The sequence below is a fragment of the Mesorhizobium sp. B2-4-15 genome (assembly GCF_006658505.1).
GTDB lineage: Bacteria > Pseudomonadota > Alphaproteobacteria > Rhizobiales > Rhizobiaceae > Mesorhizobium.
In genome coordinates, this window is record NZ_VFUZ01000005.1 from 143,912 (window position 1) to 163,423 (window position 19,512).

A 19,512-nucleotide genomic window follows, 5' to 3' on the forward strand; every position below is an offset into this window, starting at 1 on the left:
CTGGCGCCCAATGAGCCCCAGCCTTGGCATAGTCCCATTAAAAAACCTTTAGCCTGGGCTGAAACGCCTGATTTTAGGCGCTTTTTGGATCATTCGGCGGCCTGAAGCTCGGGCCGTGCCGGCGCCGTCGCCAAGCGTTCGAGCAGCCTTTGACGCTCGCCCGCGGCCTTTTCGGCACTGGCTTGCCGGACATGGCCGTAGCCTCGGATAAGCGCGGGGACCGAAACAAGGCCGATCGCCGCCTCGGCCTTGCCCGGCGCCAGCGACTTGGCGACCAATTCCAGGTCGGCCTCATACTGCGCCAGCAATTGCCGTTCCATGCGCCGTTCGCCGGTGTACCCGAACGGGTCGAAGGCGGTGCCGCGCAGCCCCTTCATCGCCGCAAGCAGGCGAAAACCCTTCATCATCCACGGGCCGAAGCTCGATTTCCTCGGTTTGCCGTCATTGCCGCGACGTCCCATGATCGGTGGCGCAAGATGGAATTCGAGTTTCTCGTAGCTCTGGAACTGCTTTCCAAGCTCGGCGGCGAAGGTGCCGTCGGTATAGAGCCGCGCCACCTCGTATTCGTCCTTGATCGCCATCAGCTTGAACAGGCTTTTTGCGGCCGCCGCGGTCACAACGGTCGAACCCGGCATGGCCTTCGTCTCCGCCGCCCGCAGTGCGGAAATCCTGTCGGCATAACGCTTGCCGTAGGCGGCGTTCTGATACGCAGTCAGGAAGGTGACACGGCGGGCAATGATCTCGTCCAGCGTCTCGGCAATCGCAGCTGCCTGCGTCACCTTGCCGGGCTTGGTGATGAGACCGCGCACAAAATCCGGCTCGTGTGCGGCGCGGCGGCCCCAGCGGAAGGCGGCGATGTTCATCGCCACCGCTTCGCCATTCAATTCGATAGCTTTTTCAATGGCTTCCGCCGACAACGGCAGGCCTCCATGCTGGAAGGCAAAGCCAAGCATGAACATGTTGGCGCCGAGCGAATTGCCGAACAGGGTGGTGGCGGTGCCGGTGGCGTCGAAGAAATGCGCCTTCTCGTCGCCGGCGGCGGCACGGATCGCCTTCTTCAGCCGTTCGACCGGCAAGGAGAAATCGGCCGACCGGGCAAACTCGCCAGGCATGATCTCGGCGGTGTTGGCGAGGAAGATCGTATGTCCCTCGCGGACAGCCGTCAGCACTTTCTTGGCGCCCGACACGACGAGGTCGCAGCCAAGCACGAGATCGGCCTTGCCCGCGGAGACGCGGATGGCATGGATGTCTTCCGGCGTGCGGGCGATGCGGACGTGGGTGAACACCGAGCCGCCCTTCTGGGCGAGGCCGGCCATGTCGATCATGCCGCAGCCCTTGTCCTCGATATGGGCCGCCATGCCGAGCACGGCACCCACGGTGACGACGCCGGTGCCCCCGACACCGTCGATGATCGCCGCCCAGCCCTCCCCGCCCAGCGGGAATTCGGTGGGCATGGGCACGCCGTCGAGCGGATCGGTCTTGCCGGCCAAGCCTTCGGCCTTGCGGATCTTGGCGCCGTGCACGGTGACGAAGGACGGGCAGAAGCCGTTGACGCAGGAGAAATCCTTGTTGCAGCTCGACTGGTCGATCTTGCGCTTGCGGCCGAATTCGGTCTCGACCGGCTGGATGGAGACGCAGTTCGACTGCACCCCGCAATCGCCGCAGCCTTCACAGACCAGTTCGTTGATGAAGACGCGCTTGTCGGGATCAGGAAAGGTGCCGCGCTTGCGGCGGCGGCGTTTTTCGGCGGCACAGGTCTGGTCGTAGAGCAGGATCGATACGCCCTTGACGTCGCGCAGCTCGCGCTGGACGAGATCGAGGTCGTCGCGGTGGTGAATGGTGGCACCAGCCGGGAATTCGGCCTTGCCGGCATATTTGTCGGGCTCGTCGGTGACGATGGCGATGCGGTCGACGCCTTCGGCCCGCACCTGCCTGGCGATCATGTCCACCGTCAGGCCGCCCTCATGCGGCTGGCCGCCGGTCATGGCGACAGCGTCGTTATAGAGGATCTTGTAGGTGATGTTGGCTTCGCTCGACAGCGCAAAGCGGATCGCCAGCGTACCGGAATGGTTGTAGGTGCCGTCGCCGAGGTTCTGGAAGATGTGGTCGCGCTTGGAGAACGGCGCCTGACCGACCCATTGCGCGCCCTCGCCGCCCATGGCCGTGAAGCCGAGGGTGTTGCGGTCCATCCACAGCGCCATGAAATGGCAGCCGATGCCGGCGGCGGCGATCGAGCCGTCCGGCACCTTGGTCGAGGAATTGTGCGGACAGCCCGAACAGAAGAAAGGCGTGCGCGAACCGATATCGCTGGCGTCCGCCAGCATCGCCTGGAACTGGCGCAGCTTCGCCACCCGCGCCGAGATCTCCTCGGACGGACCGATGGTTTTGACGATCCTCTCGCCAAGGGCAATCGCAATCTCGTTGGGGTCGAGCGCGCCCTTGGCCGGGAACAGCCAGTCGCCGCGCTCGTCTTTCTTGCCGACGATAACCGGCTGCGAGGCGGTGCCGTAGAGGCCTTCGCGCAGTTGCACCTCGATCAGCGAGCGCTTCTCCTCGACGACGATGATGGTGTCGAGGCCGCGTGCAAACTCCGCGATATGATGCAGGTCGAGCGGCCAGGGGCAGCCGACCTTGAACAACCGCACGCCGATGCGGTTGGCGGCCGCCTCGTCGATACCGATATCCTCCAGCGCCTGGCGGACATCGAGATAGCTCTTGCCCAGCGTGATGATGCCGAGCTTCGGGTTGCGGCCGCCCGAATAGACGATGCGGTTCAACCCGTTGGCATGGATGAAGGCGGAGGCGGCTGCGCGCTTGTATTCGTGCAGCCGTTCCTCCTGGCCGAGCATGTCGATTTCGTGGCGGATGTTGAGGCCGCCCTGCGGCATGTCGAACTCCGGCACGACGATGTTCAACCGCTCGAGCGAGGCATCGACCGAGGCCGTCGATTCGATGTTGTCCTTGACGCATTTGATCGCCGCCCAGGTGCCGGCGAAACGCGACATGGCAAAGCCATAGAGGCCGTAATCGATGATCTCCTGGACGCCGGCCGGATTGAGGATCGGCACCATGGCGTCGACGAAAAGGAATTCGGTGGCATGCGCATTGGTCGAGGATTCTGCCATATGGTCGTCGCCCATGAGCGCGAGCACGCCGCCATGCTTCGACGAACCGGCGAGATTGGCGTGGCGGAACACGTCGCCTGAACGATCGACGCCCGGACCCTTGCCGTACCAGACGGAGAAGACGCCGTCATGGGTGCCCTCGCCCAGCAATTCCGTCTGCTGGGAGCCCCAGCAGGCGGTGGCGGCAAGCTCCTCGTTGAGGCCGGGCTGGAAGACGATATCGGCCCCGGCGAGTTGCTTCTTCGCCTTCCACAGCTGCATGTCGAGGCCGCCGAGCGGCGAGCCGCGATAGCCGGAAACGAAGCCGGCGGTGTTGAGACCAGCGCGACGGTCGCGCTCACGCTGCATCAGGAGCATGCGGATGACCGCCTGCGCGCCGGACAGGAAGATGCGCTCCTTCCCGAGGTCGAACTTGTCGTCGAGCGCGACATCATGCAGTGTCATCAGGCATTTCCTCTGCGAAGGCCGCGCGGGGCAGCAGCCAACGTCGGGATCGGATGACGCATCCTTTCTTCCCTTGCAAGGCAGGTCAAACAAAATCGAAGAGGCCAGGCAACGCGCAACAAACGGTCCGCCAGGCGCTGGACCGCGCACGAAACCGCCCGCCGGCATGGCCACGGCGCACGAAAATTCCGGCGGAAATCGATGTCGTCAGAGGATATCAGCCGGCTTTCGAGCAATCCGGCTTCGGCTCACCCGGCAGTTTGCCGTCGGGATGACCGGCAAGGTCGGGATTGGCCGTATAGAGCTGGTCGATGACCAGCGGCCGGTCGGGCAGGATCAACTGGTCTTCCGTCGACATCAGCGTGGTGTCGATCTTCTGCAGGACCGTCCCGTCGGAACCCTTGATGGTGATGGCGATGGCATAGGGCTTGTTCTTGACGATACAGGTCAGCGCCGGGCTCTCCAGGCTGACCTTGTCGAGCTTCGGCCAGACCTTCTGCTCAACCACGAAAGGCGCGCCGCCGGCAGGATTCTGGAAGCTGGCAACCGCCACCTGGCCCTCGCCCATCGGCTGCAGGGGCCGCAGCGTCACCACATAGGTGGCCCTGGCGAGACGGTAGTTGAAGACGAATATCTTGCCGGAAACCTCGAACAGCTTACCCTCGCCGCCGGTATCGCGACAGGCGCCGAGCGCAACGGCGGCAATCAGCATTGCGCCGGCTACGATCGCACGCGAAAATCCTCTAGGCATCCTTGACCTCATTGGCCGCCATGCGGCGACGGCGATAGTGACGACTTGCCTTCTGCCGGTTGCCGCACACCGCCATGTCGCACCAGAGGCGGCTGGAATTGCGGCTTCTGTCGACAAACAGCCAGGTGCAGTTGGGGCAAATCCTGAGCCTCGCGATCGTATCGTCACGCAGCAGCGAAAGCGCTGAAACCGCCAGCGCCGCCTCGAAGGCGATCGGCGTCGCGGGATTCCCGAAGGGCCTTCCCGGCGCACCGATCTCCGTGTGGCTGCCGGCCAGTCCCTCGGCGCAGGCCCGCAGGAATTCGGGCAGGTCGGCCGTGGCGACCGCGCCCTTCGACACCGCGCCGCGAAACAGCCGGTCGGTCGCCTCGCGGATCGACAGCACGACGGGCGCGATTGCCACCGGCGAGGACACCGCCAGCCGCCTGTCGCCAAGCTCGGTGGCGCGAAAGCCGCTGGCCGCGTCGGCGAACCGGGCGATTTCAACCGGATCTTCGAAGCGATCGAAGGTGCGCCGCGGATCGCCGCGCAGCACGACGGTGTTCGCGGTGTCGAGCGCGAGCAGGCCGCCGGTGAAGCGGTGCGGGGTCCAGGCAACAGTCATCCTCAAAATCTAACCGATAAATCGCATTTGACAAGTTAGATTCGCCGATGCAAACCTCTGGTGCGATGGTATCGTCGCCTTTGGCTTGAGCATGTCGTTGTCCCAAAGCCGCTTCGCACTTTTGGGCGACATGCGCCTGTTGCTGTTAAGCATGTCGTTGTCCCAAAACCGCTTCGCACTTTTGGGCGACATGCTTTGAGGGTCTTGCATGCTCTATTTCTTCCAGCAGGTGCTGAACGGGCTGCATTCGGGCGCCCTCTATGCGCTGCTGGCCTTCGGCTATGTGCTGACCAACGGCATCCTGCACCGCACCAACCTCGCCTACGGCGCGCTGTTTGCTTTCTGTGGCCAGACGATGATCCTGACCGTCGCCTTCGGCTACCAGGTGCTGTGGCTGACGGTATTGGCGTCGGTGCTGCTCGGCATCCTCGCCGCATTTCTCTATGCCGCGCTCATCAGCCATGTGCTGTCGCGGAGCGTCTTCGAACCGCTGGCCGACCGCTCGCCCAATGCCATCGTGGTGACCACGCTCGGCATCCTGCTCGTCCTGTCGGAAGCGAGCCGTATCGCCGCCGACACGCATGATCTGTGGCTGCCGCCGTTGCTGGCCCAGCCCATCGTCTTCGCCGAAGGCTCCGGCTTCAAGGCGACGCTGACGCTGGTCCAGGTGCTCGACTGCGCGGTGGTCCTGGCGACGGTCGCGCTGGCCACCTGGGCGTTTGCGCGCTCCAACTTCGGCCGCTCCTGGCGCGCCGTTTCCGACGACCCGAGGGCCGCCGCCATGTGCGGCATCGACGTACGCGGCGTGTTCCGGCGTGCCGTCCTGTTTGGCTGTTTCTGCGCCGCGCTGGCCGGTGTCATGGCCAGTCTCTACTACGGCAATGTCGGCTTCGGCTCCGGCCTCGTCTACGGCCTGAAAATCCTCTTCGTGACGGCGGTCGGCGGCTATCTTTCGCCGCCGCGCGCCGCTGTCGGCGCAGCCGCCTTCGGCATGGCCGAATCACTGTGGGCCGGCTATTTCCCGGTCGAATGGCGCGATGCGTGGATGTATCTGTTCCTGGTGGCCATGCTGATCCTGATCGGCGCCGGCCGAGACGCTGGCAAGGTCGTCTGAGCCCATCAGACTTTGGTTGCATGACGCGGCGGCAGATCGCCGTCATCCGGGCTTGCCTCTCGTCCGGCGCCGCTTTGCGGCTCCTATGCTTGTTGACCCGTCTGGCCACGCACGGCATACCGTTAGGCCACGGGGCGTGACGGCAAAAGGGGAAGCCGACACGCCGCCGGTACAAGGGAGGGACTGCATGGAAGGACCGCTCGCTCTGTCGCGGGGCATCGACCGCCTCAACGAATTCATCGGCAAATCGGTGTCCTGGCTGATCCTGCTGGCAATCCTGGTGAGCGCCGCCAACGCCGCCATCCGCAAGGTCTTCGACATCTCGTCGAACGCATGGCTGGAGTTGCAATGGTACCTGTTCGGCGCGGCGTTCATGCTGGCCGCCGGCTATACACTCAAGCAGAACGAACATATCCGCATCGACATCGTCTACGGCCTGTTCCCGCGCCGCGCGCAGCACTGGATCGATCTGTTCGGCCACGTCGTCTTCCTAATGCCGTTCGTGACGCTGATGGTGTTCTATTTCGTGCCCTACGTGTCGCTGTCGTTCCACAGCGGCGAAATGTCGACCAACGCCGGCGGCCTGATCATCTGGCCGGCCAAGGCCATCCTGCTGGTGGGTTTCTTCCTGCTGGCGCTGCAGGGTGTTTCCGAGATCATCAAGAAGATCGCCATCATGCGCGGCGACATGGATGATCCCAATCCATTCATATCGGCGCATGAACAGGCGGAACTCGAAGCCAAGGCGCTCGTGGAAGAGACCAAGGCGCTTGGCGAGGTGCGCTCGTGATCGAGTTCATCGCCCAGAACATGGCGCCGATCATGTTCGCCTCGCTGATCATCTTCCTCTTGGTCGGCTATCCCGTCGCTTTCTCGCTCGCCGCCAACGGCCTCCTGTTCTTTTTCATCGGCGTGCTGGTCTCGCCCTATTCGGGCGGCTCGATCAACCTCGCCTGGCCGTTGCTGCATGCGCTGCCGGACAATTTCTACGGCAGTCGGGTGATGTCGAACGACACGCTGCTGGCCATTCCCTTCTTCACCTTCATGGGCATCGTGCTGGAACGATCGGGCATGGCGGAAGACCTGCTCGATACGATCGGCCAGCTGTTCGGCCCGATCCGCGGCGGCCTCGCCTACGCGGTCATCTTCGTCGGCGCGCTGCTCGCCGCCACGACCGGCGTGGTGGCGGCCTCCGTCATCGCCATGGGGCTGATTTCGCTGCCGATCATGCTGCGCTATGGCTATGACCGCCGGCTGGCGTCGGGCGTCATCGCGGCTTCCGGCACGCTGGCCCAGATCATCCCGCCATCGCTGGTGCTGATCGTGCTCGCCGACCAGCTCGGCCGCTCGGTGGGCGACATGTATGCGGGCGCGCTGATCCCCGGCCTCGTGCTCACCGGCCTCTACATGCTCTACATACTGATCATGTCGATCGTCCGGCCGAATTCGATGCCGGCGCTTCCGCTCGAGGCCCGCACGCTCGGCCATGGCGTGCTGTCGCTGCTGGCGGCACTGGTGGCTGCAGGGGCGATTTCCTACGCGGCCTACCGCTATCTCGAGCCGACCCATGGCGGAAATGCCGACATCCTCGGTGCCAGCGTCGGCGTGATCGTGATCTATCTCGTGGCGATCGTCGACCAGCGGCTCAAGATCAACATGATGTCGCGACTGGCGCAGCAAGTGATCATCGTGCTCATCCCGCCGCTGGCGCTGATCTTCCTGGTGCTCGGCACCATCTTCCTCGGCATCGCCACGCCGACAGAGGGCGGCGCCATGGGGGCGGTCGGCGCGCTCGCAATGGCTGCGGTCAAGGGCCGCCTGTCACTCGACGTCGTCAAGCAGGCGCTGGCTTCGACGACCCGGCTGTCATCCTTCGTGCTGTTCATCCTGATCGGCGCGCGGGTGTTCTCGCTGACCTTCTACGGCGTCAATGGCCACATCTGGGTCGAACATCTGCTGACCTCGCTGCCGGGCGGCGAAACCGGCTTCCTGATCGGCGTCAACATACTGGTCTTCGTGCTCGCCTTCTTCCTCGATTTCTTCGAGCTCGCCTTCATCATCGTGCCGCTTCTGGCGCCGGCAGCCGACAAGCTCGGCATCGACCTGATCTGGTTCGGCGTGCTTCTGGGCGTCAACATGCAGACCAGCTTCATGCATCCGCCGTTCGGCTTCGCGCTGTTCTACCTGCGCTCGGTGGCCGCGCGGGTGCCCTATCTCGATCGCCTCACCGGCAAGCAGATCGCGCCGGTCACCACCGGCCAGATCTATTGGGGCGCGGCGCCCTTCGTCTGCATCCAGGTGATCATGATCGCGCTGACCATCACCTTCCCGCAGATGGTGATGCACTACAAGGGCATCACCATCGATCCCGGCACCATCGACTACAAGGTGCCCGAAGTGCCCGGTCTGTCGCCACTCGGCGCACCGGCGGGCGGTGAGGCGCCTGCCAATGGCGGTGGCGCGCCGGCCGCGCCCGGCACGCCCGACCTGTCGCAGCCACCAAGTTTCGGCGATGCGCCGCCGGCCAAACCGGCGACACCGGCGCCGGACCTTTCGCAACCGCCGAGCTTCAACTGATGGGGATGGCGTCATGAAAGCGGTGCGGCTGGAAGCTGTGGGCAGCATTTCACTGCGTGATGTCGCCAAGCCCGCCCCTGGACCGGATGACCTCCTGGTGCGGATCGAAGCCTGCGGCGTCTGCGGCACCGACCGGCATCTTTTCCACGGCGAATTTCCCTGCAGGCCGCCGGTAACGCCCGGCCATGAATTTTCGGGCATCATCGAGGCGGTCGGCGACGCCGTGTCCGGTTTTGCGATCGGCGACCGCGTCACCGGCGATCCCAATATAGCCTGCGGTCGATGTCCGCATTGCCATGCCGGCCGGGTCAATCTCTGCCGCAATCTCAACGCCATCGGCATCCACCGCGACGGCGGTTTCGCCGACTATGTCGTGCTGCCGCAGAAACAGGCCTTTGTCCTGCCCGCCGGTTTGCCGCCGACACATGGCGCGTTCTGCGAGCCGCTTGGCTGCTGCCTGCATGGCGTCGACCTTGCCGAGATCAAGCCGGGTGGCTCGGTGGTCGTGCTCGGCGGCGGCGTGATCGGCCTGCTCACCGTGCAACTGGCGCGGCTGGCAGGCGCCACGACGATCATCCTGTCGACAAGGCAGGCCTCGCGGCGCGCGCTTGCCGAGAGGCTCGGCGCCACGGCGACGGTCGATCCCACCGCCGCCGATGTCATCGATGCCATTGCCGGGCCGACGGGGCTGATGCCAGGCGGTGCCGACGTGGTGTTCGAGTGCGCGGGCGTGCGCGAAACCGTCGAGCAGTCGATGCAACTGGCAAGGGCCGGCGGTACGGTCGTCATCGTCGGTGTGACGCCGCAAGGCATGAAGGCGCAATTCGAGCCCTTCGACCTCCTGTTCCGGGAACTGAAGGTGGTGGGCTCGTTCCTCAATCCCCATACGCACCGCCGTGCCGCCGAGCTTATCGCGTCCGGCGCGATCGAGATCGACCAGCTGATCTCCAGGCAAGTACCGCTCGAGGAGGCCGCGACGGTGATCGCCAACCCGCCCGCGCCGGGTGAGGTCAAGGTGCTGGTGGTGCCCGGTCGAGGGTGAGGCGCTGCACGTAGGAATTCGCCTTTTGGCCCTACGTCGCGCCCCCCTCATCCCCCTGCCGGGACCTTCTCCCCGTATGGTGACGGGGAGAAGGGGCTGGTCGCGACCTACAGCTTGCCGTTGCGTTGCTGCACCATCATGAAGGTGTCGTAATTGTATTCCGCCACCTGCGCCCAGAGATAGTGCTCCTTGCGGAAGCCCTTGATCGATTCCCAGATCTTCTTGAACGGCGCGTTGGTGGCCTCCATCTCGGCATAGACCTCGTTCGCCTTCTCGAAACAGGCGGACATGATGTCCTGACTGAACGGACGCAGCTTCGCGCCGCCAGCCACCAGCCGCTTCACCGCCGGCGGATTCACATAATCGTATTTCTGCAGCATCTCGGCATCGGCGGCTTGTGCCGCCGTGCGCAGAAGCGATTTGTAAGCCGGCGAAAGCTCTTCATATTTCGCCTTGTTGAACATCAGGTGGACGGTCGGGCCGCCTTCCCACCAGCCGGGATAATAGTAATAGGGCGCGACCTTGTAGAAACCGAGCTTCTCGTCGTCATAGGGACCGACCCATTCGGCGGCGTCGATGGTGCCTTTTTCCAGCGCCGGGTAGATATCGCCGCCGGCGATCTGCTGCGGCACGACGCCGAGTTTCTGCACCACCTTGCCGGCAAAGCCGCCAATGCGCATCTTGAGGCCGGACAGGTCGGCGACGGTGTTGATCTCCTTGCGGAACCAGCCGCCCATCTGCACGCCGGTGTTGCCGCCCGGCAGGCCGAACAGGCCTTGCGTGGCGAGAAATTCGTTGAACAGGTCGATGCCGCCGCCATGGTAGTGCCAGGCGTTCATGCCGCGCGCGTTGAGCGAGAAGGGGACCGCCGCGCCGAGCGCCCAGGTCGGGTCCTTGCCCCAATAGTAATATGCCACCGTGTGGCAGGCCTCGACCGTGCCGGCCGTGGTGGCGTCGGCGGCCTGCAAGCCGGGTACGAGTTCGCCGGCGGCGAAGACCTGGATCTGAAAATTGCCATCGGTGGCTTCAGACAGCATCTTGGAAAACACTTCGGCGCCGCCATAGATGGTGTCGAGCGACTTCGGGAAGGACGACGCCAGCCGCCACGTCACCTTGGGATTGGACTGGGCTATAGCCGGTGCCGCCAGAGTTACCGCCGCCGCAGCGGCGCCGACACCGGTCACGCCGGCCTTGCGAATGAACGAACGACGATCCATGAAGTCCTCCCTTTTGGATCAACAGACCGATGCCGAGGATAAGCTTCGTATCCGGATCGGCCGGAACGAGACAATACACGGGCAAGAAGTCGAGTCCAGCATAGCGGAGGGATTTGACAGCGCAGGCGCGCGACCTTGCCACTATAGTCTAACGGGCTGTCTGCTGGCCTATCCGACACGCTGAAACTTGGCATGGAAAAAAGCCAGGGGATCGCCTATTTTGAGGGCAGGACATTCCTTGCCAGATGGAAAACAGACCCAAAATGCATCAGCCGCTCGTCGCCATATCGACCGACGTCCGCCAGTTCGACAACTACACCTGGCATGCCGCCCCGCAGCAATACCTGGAGGCGGCAATCGCGGGTGCGGGTGTGTTTCCCGTGCTGGTGCCGTCGTTCGGCGACAGGCTCGACTTCGACGAACTCCTGTCATCGGTCGACGGCGTCATGCTGACCGGCTCGAAATCCAATGTGCACCCCTCGCTCTATGGCGGTGACGACAGCGAAGCCAATGGCCCCTACGATCCGGCACGGGACGCCACCACGTTGCCACTGATTCGCCGGGCGATCGAGCGCGGCGTGCCGCTGCTTGCCATCTGCCGCGGCATCCAGGAGATGAACGTGGCGCTGGGCGGGACGCTGGCGACCGAAATCCAGGAGCGCGAGGGTTCGCTCGACCACCGCGCACCGGTGAGCGACAATCAGGACGAGCGCTTCGGCATCCGCCAGAAGGTGACGATCAAGGCCGGAAGCTGCCTGGCCGGCGTGTTCGGCGAGGGCGACATCATGGTCAATTCGGTGCACCGCCAGGCCGTCGACCGGCTCGGCCCGAAACTGCAGCTCGAAGCCGTAGCCGCCGACGGCACGGTCGAGGCTGTTTCGGTCAGGGATGCCCGCGCCTTCGCGGTCGGTGTCCAGTGGCACCCGGAATATTGGGTCAAATCGGACAGCATCTCGGTCAAGATCTTCCGTGCCTTCGGCGATGCGGTGCGCCTGCACGCCACCGCAAAAGCCGCTGCACGAGCCGCTGCGGAATAATCAGTCTTCAATCTTCCGATCGCCCACCAGCGACAGCAAAGGTGCGGTCGGGGCGTAGGATTCATAGCCTTCGCCATCAGCCACGGCGAAGGTCACGATCGGATCGATGCCGTTCGCGCTGAAGGCGACCGCTCCGTCCTGTCCTTCGCGCCAGAATTTTGCCTGTTCGATGCCTGGCAGGAGCCGCCGGCAATTGGGCGCCACCGTCAACAGCGACAGGCCACCCGAGACCGGGGCACCGCGCGTGACCGCGCAGGCCCCTTCGTCGCCATTGGCGACCAGCCTATATGTGTTGCCGGGCGCCGAAGCCTCTTCGGCGACGCTTGCCCCATTGCCGGCGTGAAACAGCTGAATGCCGCCAAACAGCGCGGCGACGGCAATCAGTGCGGAAAACACTTTCATTCTTTCTTCACCATGCGAACTTCTGGATTCAGAATGATTTCAAAGAGTTAAGCCGGCGTTAATAAATGCGGCGGCTTTGCCGCTCAGTTGCGAGCCTTCACATGCACGGTCTCTGGCACCGGTGTCAGCGGCCGGCGCTCGCTGAACCAGGACACCAGATTGTCGACGCACAGATCCGCCATGGCGCGGCGCGTATGCTCCGAGGCGGAACCGACATGCGGTAACAGCGAGGTATTCGGCGCATCAAGCAACGCCTTGGGCACATTTGGTTCGTCGGCGAAGACATCGAGCCCGGCGGCGGCGATGGTGCCGTTGGCAAGAGCTGCCGCAAGGGCCGTCTCGTCGACCGTGCTGCCGCGGCCGATGTTGACGAAGACACCATTGACGCCGAGCGCCGACAGGATTTCGGCGTTGACGGCCTTCTGTGTCGAGGCACTGCCGGGCGCCACCGAGATCAGCGTGTCGACCGCCTTGGCGAGCCCCTTCAGTGTCGGATGGTACTGGTAGGCAAGACCTTCGACACGACGCCGGTTGTGATAGGCGACCGGCAGGCCGAACGCTTCCAGCCGCCGGGCAATGGCTTGCCCGATACGGCCCATGCCGAAAATACCAACGCTGCGACCACGCAAGGTAAGCCGGCTCAGCGGATAGTTGCCCTTGCGCACCCAGCTACCGTCGCGCAGCCATGTCTCGGCGCGCGGCAGGTCGCGGATCGTGTTGATGAGCAGGCCGATCGCGGTGTCCGCGACTTCTTCGGTGAGGACGTCGGGCGTGTTGGTGACCATGATGTCCTTCGCCGCCGCATGGCCGACATCGACCGAATCGTAGCCGACACCGAAGGAGGCGATGATTTCGAGATTGGGCAATGCGTCCATCATCGCCGCGTCGATGCCTGCAAAGGAGGCTATGCCACGCACCGTGCGGCGCATCTCCTCGGTGACCAGCGCCGGATCGGTGCGATCTATGCCGACGCGCCTGAACGTGCGGTCGATGCGCTCGGCGGCATGGTCGCTGAAGCCGGCTGGCACCAGAATGGCAACGGTATTGAGCTGTTCGGCCATGGTCATGCACGCTCCACCGGCTTGCCGGTCGACTGGCGCACATGCAGCTCCGGCTTGATCAATTCCTGCGAGGGCCGCACCATCTGCCCGTTGAGCTTGTCGAGCAGCGCGCTGGCGGCGCGGCGGCCGACCTCGCGCTGGCCGTTCCAGACGGTGGTCAGTGCCGGCGTGGCGATCGCCGCCTCTTCGAGATCGTCATAACCGGTGACGGAGATGTCGATGCCCGGCACGAGGCCGGCACGCGCAATGCCGTTCATCAGGCCGATAGCGACGAGGTCGTTCCAGCAGCAGGCGGCGGTCGGCTTGTCCTTCAGCGCCAGGAATTGCCCGGCGGCTTCGAAGCCGGCCTGCTTGGTACGCGGCCCAGCGATGCGCCAGGACGGCCTGACTTCGAGCCCTGCCGCCTCCATGGCGTTGACATAGCCCTGGTAGCGGTCGCGGCCGGTCGAGGTCTGGTCGGTGCCGCCGATCATGGCGATGCGCTTGTGGCCGAGCGAGATCAAATGGTTGGTGGCAAGGCCGGTGCCGTAGGCATCGTCGCCGCGAAACACCGGCACGTCGGCTCCCTCGACCGTGCGGGCGATCAGCACCGCCGGCAGACCGTTCTCCTCGGCCATCAGGATATCGGAAGCTGGCGTGCCGATGGCCGGCGACATGATGACGCCGTCGGCGCCGAGCTGCAGCAGCGTGTCGATGAAGGTGCGTTGCTTCTCGAGCTGGTCGTAGTGGTTGGACAGGATGAAGGTCTGCCGGCTGCGGTCGAGCTCGCTTTCGATCGAGCGCAGGATTTCGGCGAAGAACGGGTTCATGATGTCGTGGACGACGACGCCGACAATGCCCGAGCGCGAGGTGCGAAGGCTGGCGGCGCGGCGGTTGTAGATATAGCCGATGGCGCGCGCATGTTCCTTGATGCGATCGCGCGTGCTGCCGGCAACCAGCGGGCTGTCGCGCAGTGCCAATGACACCGTGGCGGTGGACACGCCGAGCGCATCCGCGATCGTCGAAAGCTTGATCTTCTGTGCCAGTGACCTGTGCTCCCCGACCGGCTTCAGTCCCTATGCATGTGGTTGTCCCGGAACCGGTTCCCACCTTTGGGCAACATGCATTAAACAGTTTAAAGGCGGCCTTATGCCATCGATTGGGGGCAAATCAAAGTTTTTTTGCCAGCGCTTCGGCTTCGACATCGGAGACCGCTCGGCTCTGCAGCCGGAGCCGGTGCTCGCGGTGGACGATGTAGAGGCCGCTGGCGACGATGATGGCGGCGCCGACCAGTGTCCAGCGATCGGGGAACTGCTTGAAGACGATCCAGCCGGAGAGGATCATCCACACCATCTGCGAATAGGGATAAGGCGCCAGCGCCGTGGTCGTCGCCAACCGATAGGCCTGCACCAGCAGCCAGTGCCCGACACCGCCGAAAACGCCGAGCATGAGCAGCACGAACCAGTGCCAGCCATCATGCGGCAGCGAGAATGAAAACGGCAGCATGGGCAAAAGCAGCACGGCCGGCGCCAGTGCCGAGAACAGGATCAGGCTTTCCGGCGTTTCGGTGGCCGACATGCGGCGCGTCATGATGACATAGAAGCTGTTGGACAGCATCGAGCCCAGCGCGAAGAGATGCCCGATGCCGAAAACGCCGACACCCGGCCTCGTGATGATCAGAACCCCGGCGAAGGCAGTCAGGATGGCCAGCCAGCGCCGCCAGCCGGCCCATTCGCCGAGCAGCGGACCGGCAAGTGCGGTGATTACCATCGGTCCGAAGAAATAAATCGACGTCGTCTCGGCCAGTTGCAGGGAGCGCAGGGCCAGGATGTTGCACATGGTCGAGCCGAACAGGAAGACACCGCGCAGCACATGCGCCGGCAGGTTGACCGGGCGAAACCGCACCGGCTCGCGCCAGCCGCGCAGCAGCGCGCCGACAAGCACGACATGCACGGCAAAGCGCACCCAGGCAACGATCAGCGCGGAAACGCCGGCGAGGACGAGATATTTGCTGCTTGTGTCGAGGAAGGTGAAGAAGACGTAGGTCGCAAGCATGCACAGGATCGCCACCGGCGGCGTCGCGCTTTCGACATATCTTTGGGGAGCACTCACTTGCAGGCCGGGGGAAAAGCTGGGCTGGAACCCCACCTTTTGCGGGAATTGTCGCCTGCCGGCAAGCCAAAAGCGGCTGGCATAACAAGACAGCTCAGCAGGCTCAGCCTTCGTCCTACATCACGTCGACGATCCAACTTCACCCGACAGTCTTTTCAATTCGAATCCATTCCTGTTTGGTAGGCCGATCCAGGGAGCGGGAGGAAGATGTGCCGGATCGATGGATTGAGACGTTCCAGGGCGAGCGTCAGCGTCAATTATATGACCTCTACAGCAGGGAATGGTGGACGAACGGACGACAGTTTGAAGATGTCATCAGGATGGTTGAGCATTCCGATTTAGCAGTCGGCGTTTGTTCGGATGGTGACCAGTTGATTGGATTCGCCCGCGTGCTGACGGACTACACGTTCAAGGCGATGATTTTCGATGTGATCGTGCATTCTGATTTTCGCGGACAGCAGCTTGGGCAGGCAATCATCAATCGGATCATCGGTCACAAAACATTGACCGAAGTGCGCAGTTTCGAACTTTACTGCCCCGACGCCCTCATCCCCTTCTACAACAAACTGGGCTTTGCAAAAGGAACTGCAAGTCTATTGTTTCGAGAGCGGCAAGGGTTTGGCCGCTGATCGTGCTGCGGCGGGCGCCGATTGAGTTTTACTCTATGCGTGCATGCGGGCGCCCTTGGTGATCTTGTCGGCGATCTTCTTCTCGGCGCGCAATGCGATGCCCACCACCTTGGCGTCCTCGGGCGCGAATTCGGAGAAGACGGCGCGGTTGGCAGCGTCGAAGCCGGTCGAGAACATCTCCTCGACATAGAGCGAGGTGGTCACGCCGCGCTCCAGCGCACGCCGGTGGATCGTGGCGAGCGTCGCCTGATCGGCCGACAGCACGATGACCGGCTGGATCGACAGAGGATTGTAGAGATTGCCGGCGCGGTCGCGATAAGGCTCGCCGATAATGTCTGGAAACTGCGCGACGACGCCGCTGGTCAGGAAGGCGGTGACGTTGAGTTTTTGCCAGACAGGCAAGTCTTCCCGCAGGACGATTGCAAACTTCGTATCGAACATGAGAAAATGGACCATTCGAGAATTAGGCCCCGATTGCGAGGCTGAAGGAGACGATGTCGTTCGAACTAGACCGCCAGGCCTTCGAGGGTCTTGGACGTTTGTGCGCCGGCGCGGCCGAAAACTGCATCATCTCCGCTCCCGACCCTGCCGGCATGGAGCGGATCGAGGCACGGTTTCACGGCAGCGCCTTCGATCTGCACCGTCACGACACTTACGCTATCGGGGTGACGCTGCAGGGTGTGCAGACCTTTCGCTATCGCGGTGTGACGCGGCTAAGCCTGCCCGGCCAGATCATCGTGCTGCATCCCGACGAATTGCATGATGGCGGTGCCGGCACCGAGGACGGGTTGCGCTACAGGATGCTCTATCTGGAACCGTCGCTGATGCTTGATTGCCTTGGCGGGCTATCCCTGCCCTTCGTCAGGGATGCAGTGGTGAGGGACGATGCCTTCTGCGCGACGCTGCTTTCGGCGCTGGGGCCGTTGCAGCAGGAACTCGACGAGTTGTTCGTTGACGATTTCCTTGCACAGCTGATGCACAGCCTGTCGCGCCATGCCGGCCAGCCGGCTAAGCCGATGGCCAGAACGGCGTGGCGGGCTGCAGCGCTGGCGCGCGACTATCTCAGGGAGAACGCCACTCGCCCCGTGACCTCCGGCGAACTGGAAGCTGTCACCGGGCTCGACCGCTATGCCCTATCGAGGCATTTCCGCACCGCCTTCTCGACCAGCCCGCATCGTTTCCTGGTGATGCGCCGGCTCCAGCGCGCGCGGCGGATGATCGCCGCCGGTGAACCGCTGGCGCAGATCGCGGTCGAAGCGGGCTTCACCGACCAGAGCCACCTCAACAGGCACTTCAAAAAGGCGTTCGGCATGACGCCGGGACGCTGGTCGTCGCTGATCCGGGAAGGCCCGGCAGCTGCCTGACCGTTGCAATCAGGCGATCAGTCGTCCGACTCGGCGTCGTCGTCGATCAAGACCAATTCCGCGTTGGAGAGATTGGCCTCTATGCGGGCAAGCAGCTTGAACAGCGACTTCTGGTCCTTCTTGTCGAGGCCCTTCAGCGCCTGCTTTTCGGTCTTCTTCACCGACTTCTCGATGGCGCGAATGGTTTCGCGGCCGGTATCGGTGAGGAAGATATGCGCCTGGCGGGCATCGGACTCGGAGGCGCGCTTTTCCAGAAAGCCCTGGGCCTGCAGCCGGTTGATGGTCTTGGTGATGGTGGGCGGGCGCACGCCGAGGCGACCGGCGAGGTTGCCCGGCGTCTGGCCGTCCTCGCGGTCGAGCGCCAGCATGATCTGATCCTGGCCGGCATAGAAGCCATGCGCCAAAAGCCGCGCCGCAAGTGCCGTTCTTGCCAGCCTTGCCGCCGAATGCAGCCGGCTCATTGTTGCAGTCTTGTCCGCCTTGGCCATGGTCATCCCTCTTCGGCCGTACCGGTGCGCATAGCATAGACGCAGCCGGCCGGTTGGCAATCGACGATCGAAAAAGATTCCGGCGCCCCAAACAGCTTTGCCGGCAAGCATTGCGGTGTCCGCCGTGGCTAATGCCAGATGTTTATTTCAGTTAGATGACAAACGAGTTTCCGGAGCCTCGGATCCACCGCGACGAGGACGAGGACGAGGACGGCGGCCGCCGCGACGATCGGCGACTCCTGCCAAGATGCCCTCTTTGCCGTCCAGCCGCAGAAGCGGCGACACTTTCCGCCGCCATCACCACAGGACAATCCCGGCCGGCCGCTTTGGCCCATTGGTTTGCCCCGTGCAAAAGCCCGGCACACATCCTATATGGAACCGACAATCCCTTTATTCGGCCTGGATTTCCAGGGCCCAGTCACTTCGAGGCAAGCCATGAGCGACGCACAGACGCAGATTCCCGTAACCGTTCTCACCGGCTATCTCGGCGCCGGCAAGACGACGCTGCTCAATCGCATCCTATCGGAAAACCACGGCAAGCGTTACGCGGTCATTGTCAATGAATTTGGCGAGATCGGCATCGACAACGACCTCATCGTGGAGTCGGACGAAGAAATCTACGAGATGAACAATGGCTGCGTCTGCTGCACGGTGCGCGGCGACCTGATCCGCGTCGTCGAAGGCCTGATGCGCCGGCCTGGCCGCTTCGACGCCATCGTGGTCGAGACCACTGGCCTCGCCGATCCGGTGCCGGTGGCGCAGACCTTCTTCATGGATGATGACGTGCGCTCCAAGACCAAGCTGGACGCGGTGGTGGCGCTGGTCGACGCCAAGCATCTGCCGCTCAGGCTCAAGGATTCCAAGGAAGCCGAGGACCAGATCGCCTTTGCCGACGTCGTCGTGCTCAACAAGACCGACCTTGTCACCCCCGAAGAACTCGCCAAGGTCGAGGCGACGATCCGCGCCATCAATCCGGCGGCGAGGATCCACCGCACGACGCGCGCCGGCGTTGCCCTGTCGGAGGTTCTCGACCGCGGCGCCTTCGACCTTTCCAGGGCGCTGGAGAATGATCCGCATTTCCTCGAGGCGCATGACGATCACGATCATCATGACCATGATCATCACGACCACGATCACCATGATCATGATCATGATGGGCACGATCACGATCATCACCATGACCACGCACACCCCTCCGACATCCATGACGTGACGGTGAAGTCGGTGTCGCTGCGCGGCGGCGAGATGGATCCGAAGAAGTTCTTCCCCTGGATCGAGAAGATCACCCAGATGGAGGGTCCGAACATCCTGCGTCTGAAAGGCATCATCGCGCTCAAGGGGGATGATGAGCGTTACGTCATCCAGGGCGTGCACATGATCATCGAGGGCGACCACCAGCGCGCCTGGAAGGACGGCGAAAAGCATGAGAGCCGGCTGGTGTTCATCGGCCGCGAGCTCGATGCCGAGCGGCTGAAGAAGAGCTTTGACGCCTGCCAGGCGTAGACCTGGCCTCACGGCGCCTTAGCGGGTTGAATATCTCACGATGTACACATAGTATGTGTACAT

General features: G+C 63.5%; 18 protein-coding genes. 8 read left to right on the forward strand and 10 right to left on the reverse strand.

From position 1 onward, the window contains the following. Positions 1-89: 89 nt before the first annotated feature. From FJ930_RS08465 to FJ930_RS08475, 3 genes are all read right to left on the reverse strand, one after another. Positions 90-3,569 (reverse strand): indolepyruvate ferredoxin oxidoreductase family protein, encoded by a 3,480-nt coding sequence (locus FJ930_RS08465; protein WP_141836746.1) that lies wholly within the window; start codon positions 3,567-3,569, stop codon positions 90-92. Between the two features lie 217 nt (positions 3,570-3,786). After that, positions 3,787-4,320 (reverse strand): hypothetical protein, encoded by a 534-nt coding sequence (locus FJ930_RS08470; protein ID WP_141836748.1) that lies wholly within the window; start codon positions 4,318-4,320, stop codon positions 3,787-3,789. Continuing rightward, positions 4,313-4,924: a CGNR zinc finger domain-containing protein gene (locus FJ930_RS08475; protein WP_141836750.1), complete on the reverse strand. Its 612-nt coding sequence runs from the start codon at positions 4,922-4,924 to the stop codon at positions 4,313-4,315. The genes FJ930_RS08470 and FJ930_RS08475 overlap by 8 nt, the downstream gene beginning before the upstream one ends. A gap of 208 nt (positions 4,925-5,132) precedes the next feature. On the opposite strand from FJ930_RS08475, the gene FJ930_RS08480 reads away from it, so the two are divergent. The 4 genes from FJ930_RS08480 (at position 5,133) to FJ930_RS08495 (ending at position 9,657) form a co-directional block, all read left to right on the forward strand. Beyond that, the gene (locus FJ930_RS08480; protein WP_140744380.1) at positions 5,133-6,038 is read left to right on the forward strand and encodes a branched-chain amino acid ABC transporter permease; all 906 of its coding nucleotides are present in this window, start codon (positions 5,133-5,135) and stop codon (positions 6,036-6,038) included. A gap of 187 nt (positions 6,039-6,225) precedes the next feature. Beyond that, positions 6,226-6,828, forward strand: coding sequence for a TRAP transporter small permease subunit (locus FJ930_RS08485; RefSeq protein ID WP_141836752.1), 603 nt, complete (start codon positions 6,226-6,228; stop codon positions 6,826-6,828). Next, positions 6,825-8,615: a TRAP transporter large permease subunit gene (locus tag FJ930_RS08490; protein WP_181176413.1), complete on the forward strand. Its 1,791-nt coding sequence runs from the start codon at positions 6,825-6,827 to the stop codon at positions 8,613-8,615. Before FJ930_RS08485 ends, FJ930_RS08490 begins: the two co-directional genes overlap by 4 nt. A gap of 13 nt (positions 8,616-8,628) precedes the next feature. Beyond that, a complete protein-coding gene (locus FJ930_RS08495; RefSeq protein WP_141836754.1) occupies positions 8,629-9,657 on the forward strand; it encodes a zinc-dependent alcohol dehydrogenase family protein in 1,029 nt (342 codons plus the stop codon). A 107-nt stretch (positions 9,658-9,764) separates the two neighbouring features. Here FJ930_RS08495 and FJ930_RS08500 read toward each other — a convergent pair whose 3' ends face one another. Beyond that, positions 9,765-10,874 (reverse strand): TRAP transporter substrate-binding protein, encoded by a 1,110-nt coding sequence (locus tag FJ930_RS08500; protein WP_141836756.1) that lies wholly within the window; start codon positions 10,872-10,874, stop codon positions 9,765-9,767. Between the two features lie 263 nt (positions 10,875-11,137). On the opposite strand from FJ930_RS08500, the gene FJ930_RS08505 reads away from it, so the two are divergent. After that, positions 11,138-11,911 (forward strand): gamma-glutamyl-gamma-aminobutyrate hydrolase family protein, encoded by a 774-nt coding sequence (locus tag FJ930_RS08505; protein ID WP_141836758.1) that lies wholly within the window; start codon positions 11,138-11,140, stop codon positions 11,909-11,911. Here the strand turns inward: FJ930_RS08505 and FJ930_RS08510 are convergent, their stop codons facing one another. The 4 genes from FJ930_RS08510 to FJ930_RS08525 all read right to left on the reverse strand — a co-directional run bounded on the left by FJ930_RS08510 (position 11,912) and on the right by FJ930_RS08525 (position 15,408). Next, positions 11,912-12,313, reverse strand: coding sequence for a hypothetical protein (locus FJ930_RS08510; protein WP_141836760.1), 402 nt, complete (start codon positions 12,311-12,313; stop codon positions 11,912-11,914). It abuts the gene before it with no gap. Between the two features lie 83 nt (positions 12,314-12,396). Continuing rightward, positions 12,397-13,380 (reverse strand): 2-hydroxyacid dehydrogenase, encoded by a 984-nt coding sequence (locus FJ930_RS08515; protein ID WP_141836762.1) that lies wholly within the window; start codon positions 13,378-13,380, stop codon positions 12,397-12,399. Continuing rightward, complete coding sequence (locus FJ930_RS08520; protein ID WP_140744373.1) at positions 13,377-14,399, reverse strand: LacI family DNA-binding transcriptional regulator; 1,023 nt, start codon at positions 14,397-14,399, stop codon at positions 13,377-13,379. The genes FJ930_RS08515 and FJ930_RS08520 overlap by 4 nt, the downstream gene beginning before the upstream one ends. Before the next feature lie 124 nt (positions 14,400-14,523). Next, a complete protein-coding gene (locus tag FJ930_RS08525; protein ID WP_181763317.1) occupies positions 14,524-15,408 on the reverse strand; it encodes a DMT family transporter in 885 nt (294 codons plus the stop codon). A gap of 266 nt (positions 15,409-15,674) precedes the next feature. Here FJ930_RS08525 and FJ930_RS08530 point away from each other — a divergent pair, with 266 nt between their 5' ends. Then, on the forward strand, positions 15,675-16,094 hold the full coding sequence (locus tag FJ930_RS08530) for a GNAT family N-acetyltransferase (RefSeq protein ID WP_141836766.1): 420 nt from the start codon (positions 15,675-15,677) through the stop codon (positions 16,092-16,094). Positions 16,095-16,127: 33 nt separating this feature from the next. On the opposite strand, the gene FJ930_RS08535 is transcribed toward FJ930_RS08530, so the two are convergent. Further along, on the reverse strand, positions 16,128-16,535 hold the full coding sequence (locus FJ930_RS08535; RefSeq protein WP_140744391.1) for a DUF2000 family protein: 408 nt from the start codon (positions 16,533-16,535) through the stop codon (positions 16,128-16,130). A gap of 53 nt (positions 16,536-16,588) precedes the next feature. On the opposite strand from FJ930_RS08535, the gene FJ930_RS08540 reads away from it, so the two are divergent. After that, a complete protein-coding gene (locus tag FJ930_RS08540) occupies positions 16,589-17,458 on the forward strand; it encodes an AraC family transcriptional regulator (RefSeq protein ID WP_141836767.1) in 870 nt (289 codons plus the stop codon). Between the two features lie 17 nt (positions 17,459-17,475). Here the strand turns inward: FJ930_RS08540 and FJ930_RS08545 are convergent, their stop codons facing one another. Continuing rightward, positions 17,476-17,946, reverse strand: coding sequence for a MarR family winged helix-turn-helix transcriptional regulator (locus FJ930_RS08545; RefSeq protein WP_140744370.1), 471 nt, complete (start codon positions 17,944-17,946; stop codon positions 17,476-17,478). A 435-nt stretch (positions 17,947-18,381) separates the two neighbouring features. On the opposite strand from FJ930_RS08545, the gene FJ930_RS08550 reads away from it, so the two are divergent. Further along, entirely contained in the window at positions 18,382-19,449 is a 1,068-nt protein-coding gene (locus FJ930_RS08550) for a GTP-binding protein (protein ID WP_141836769.1), read from the forward strand. Positions 19,450-19,512: the final 63 nt, after the last annotated feature.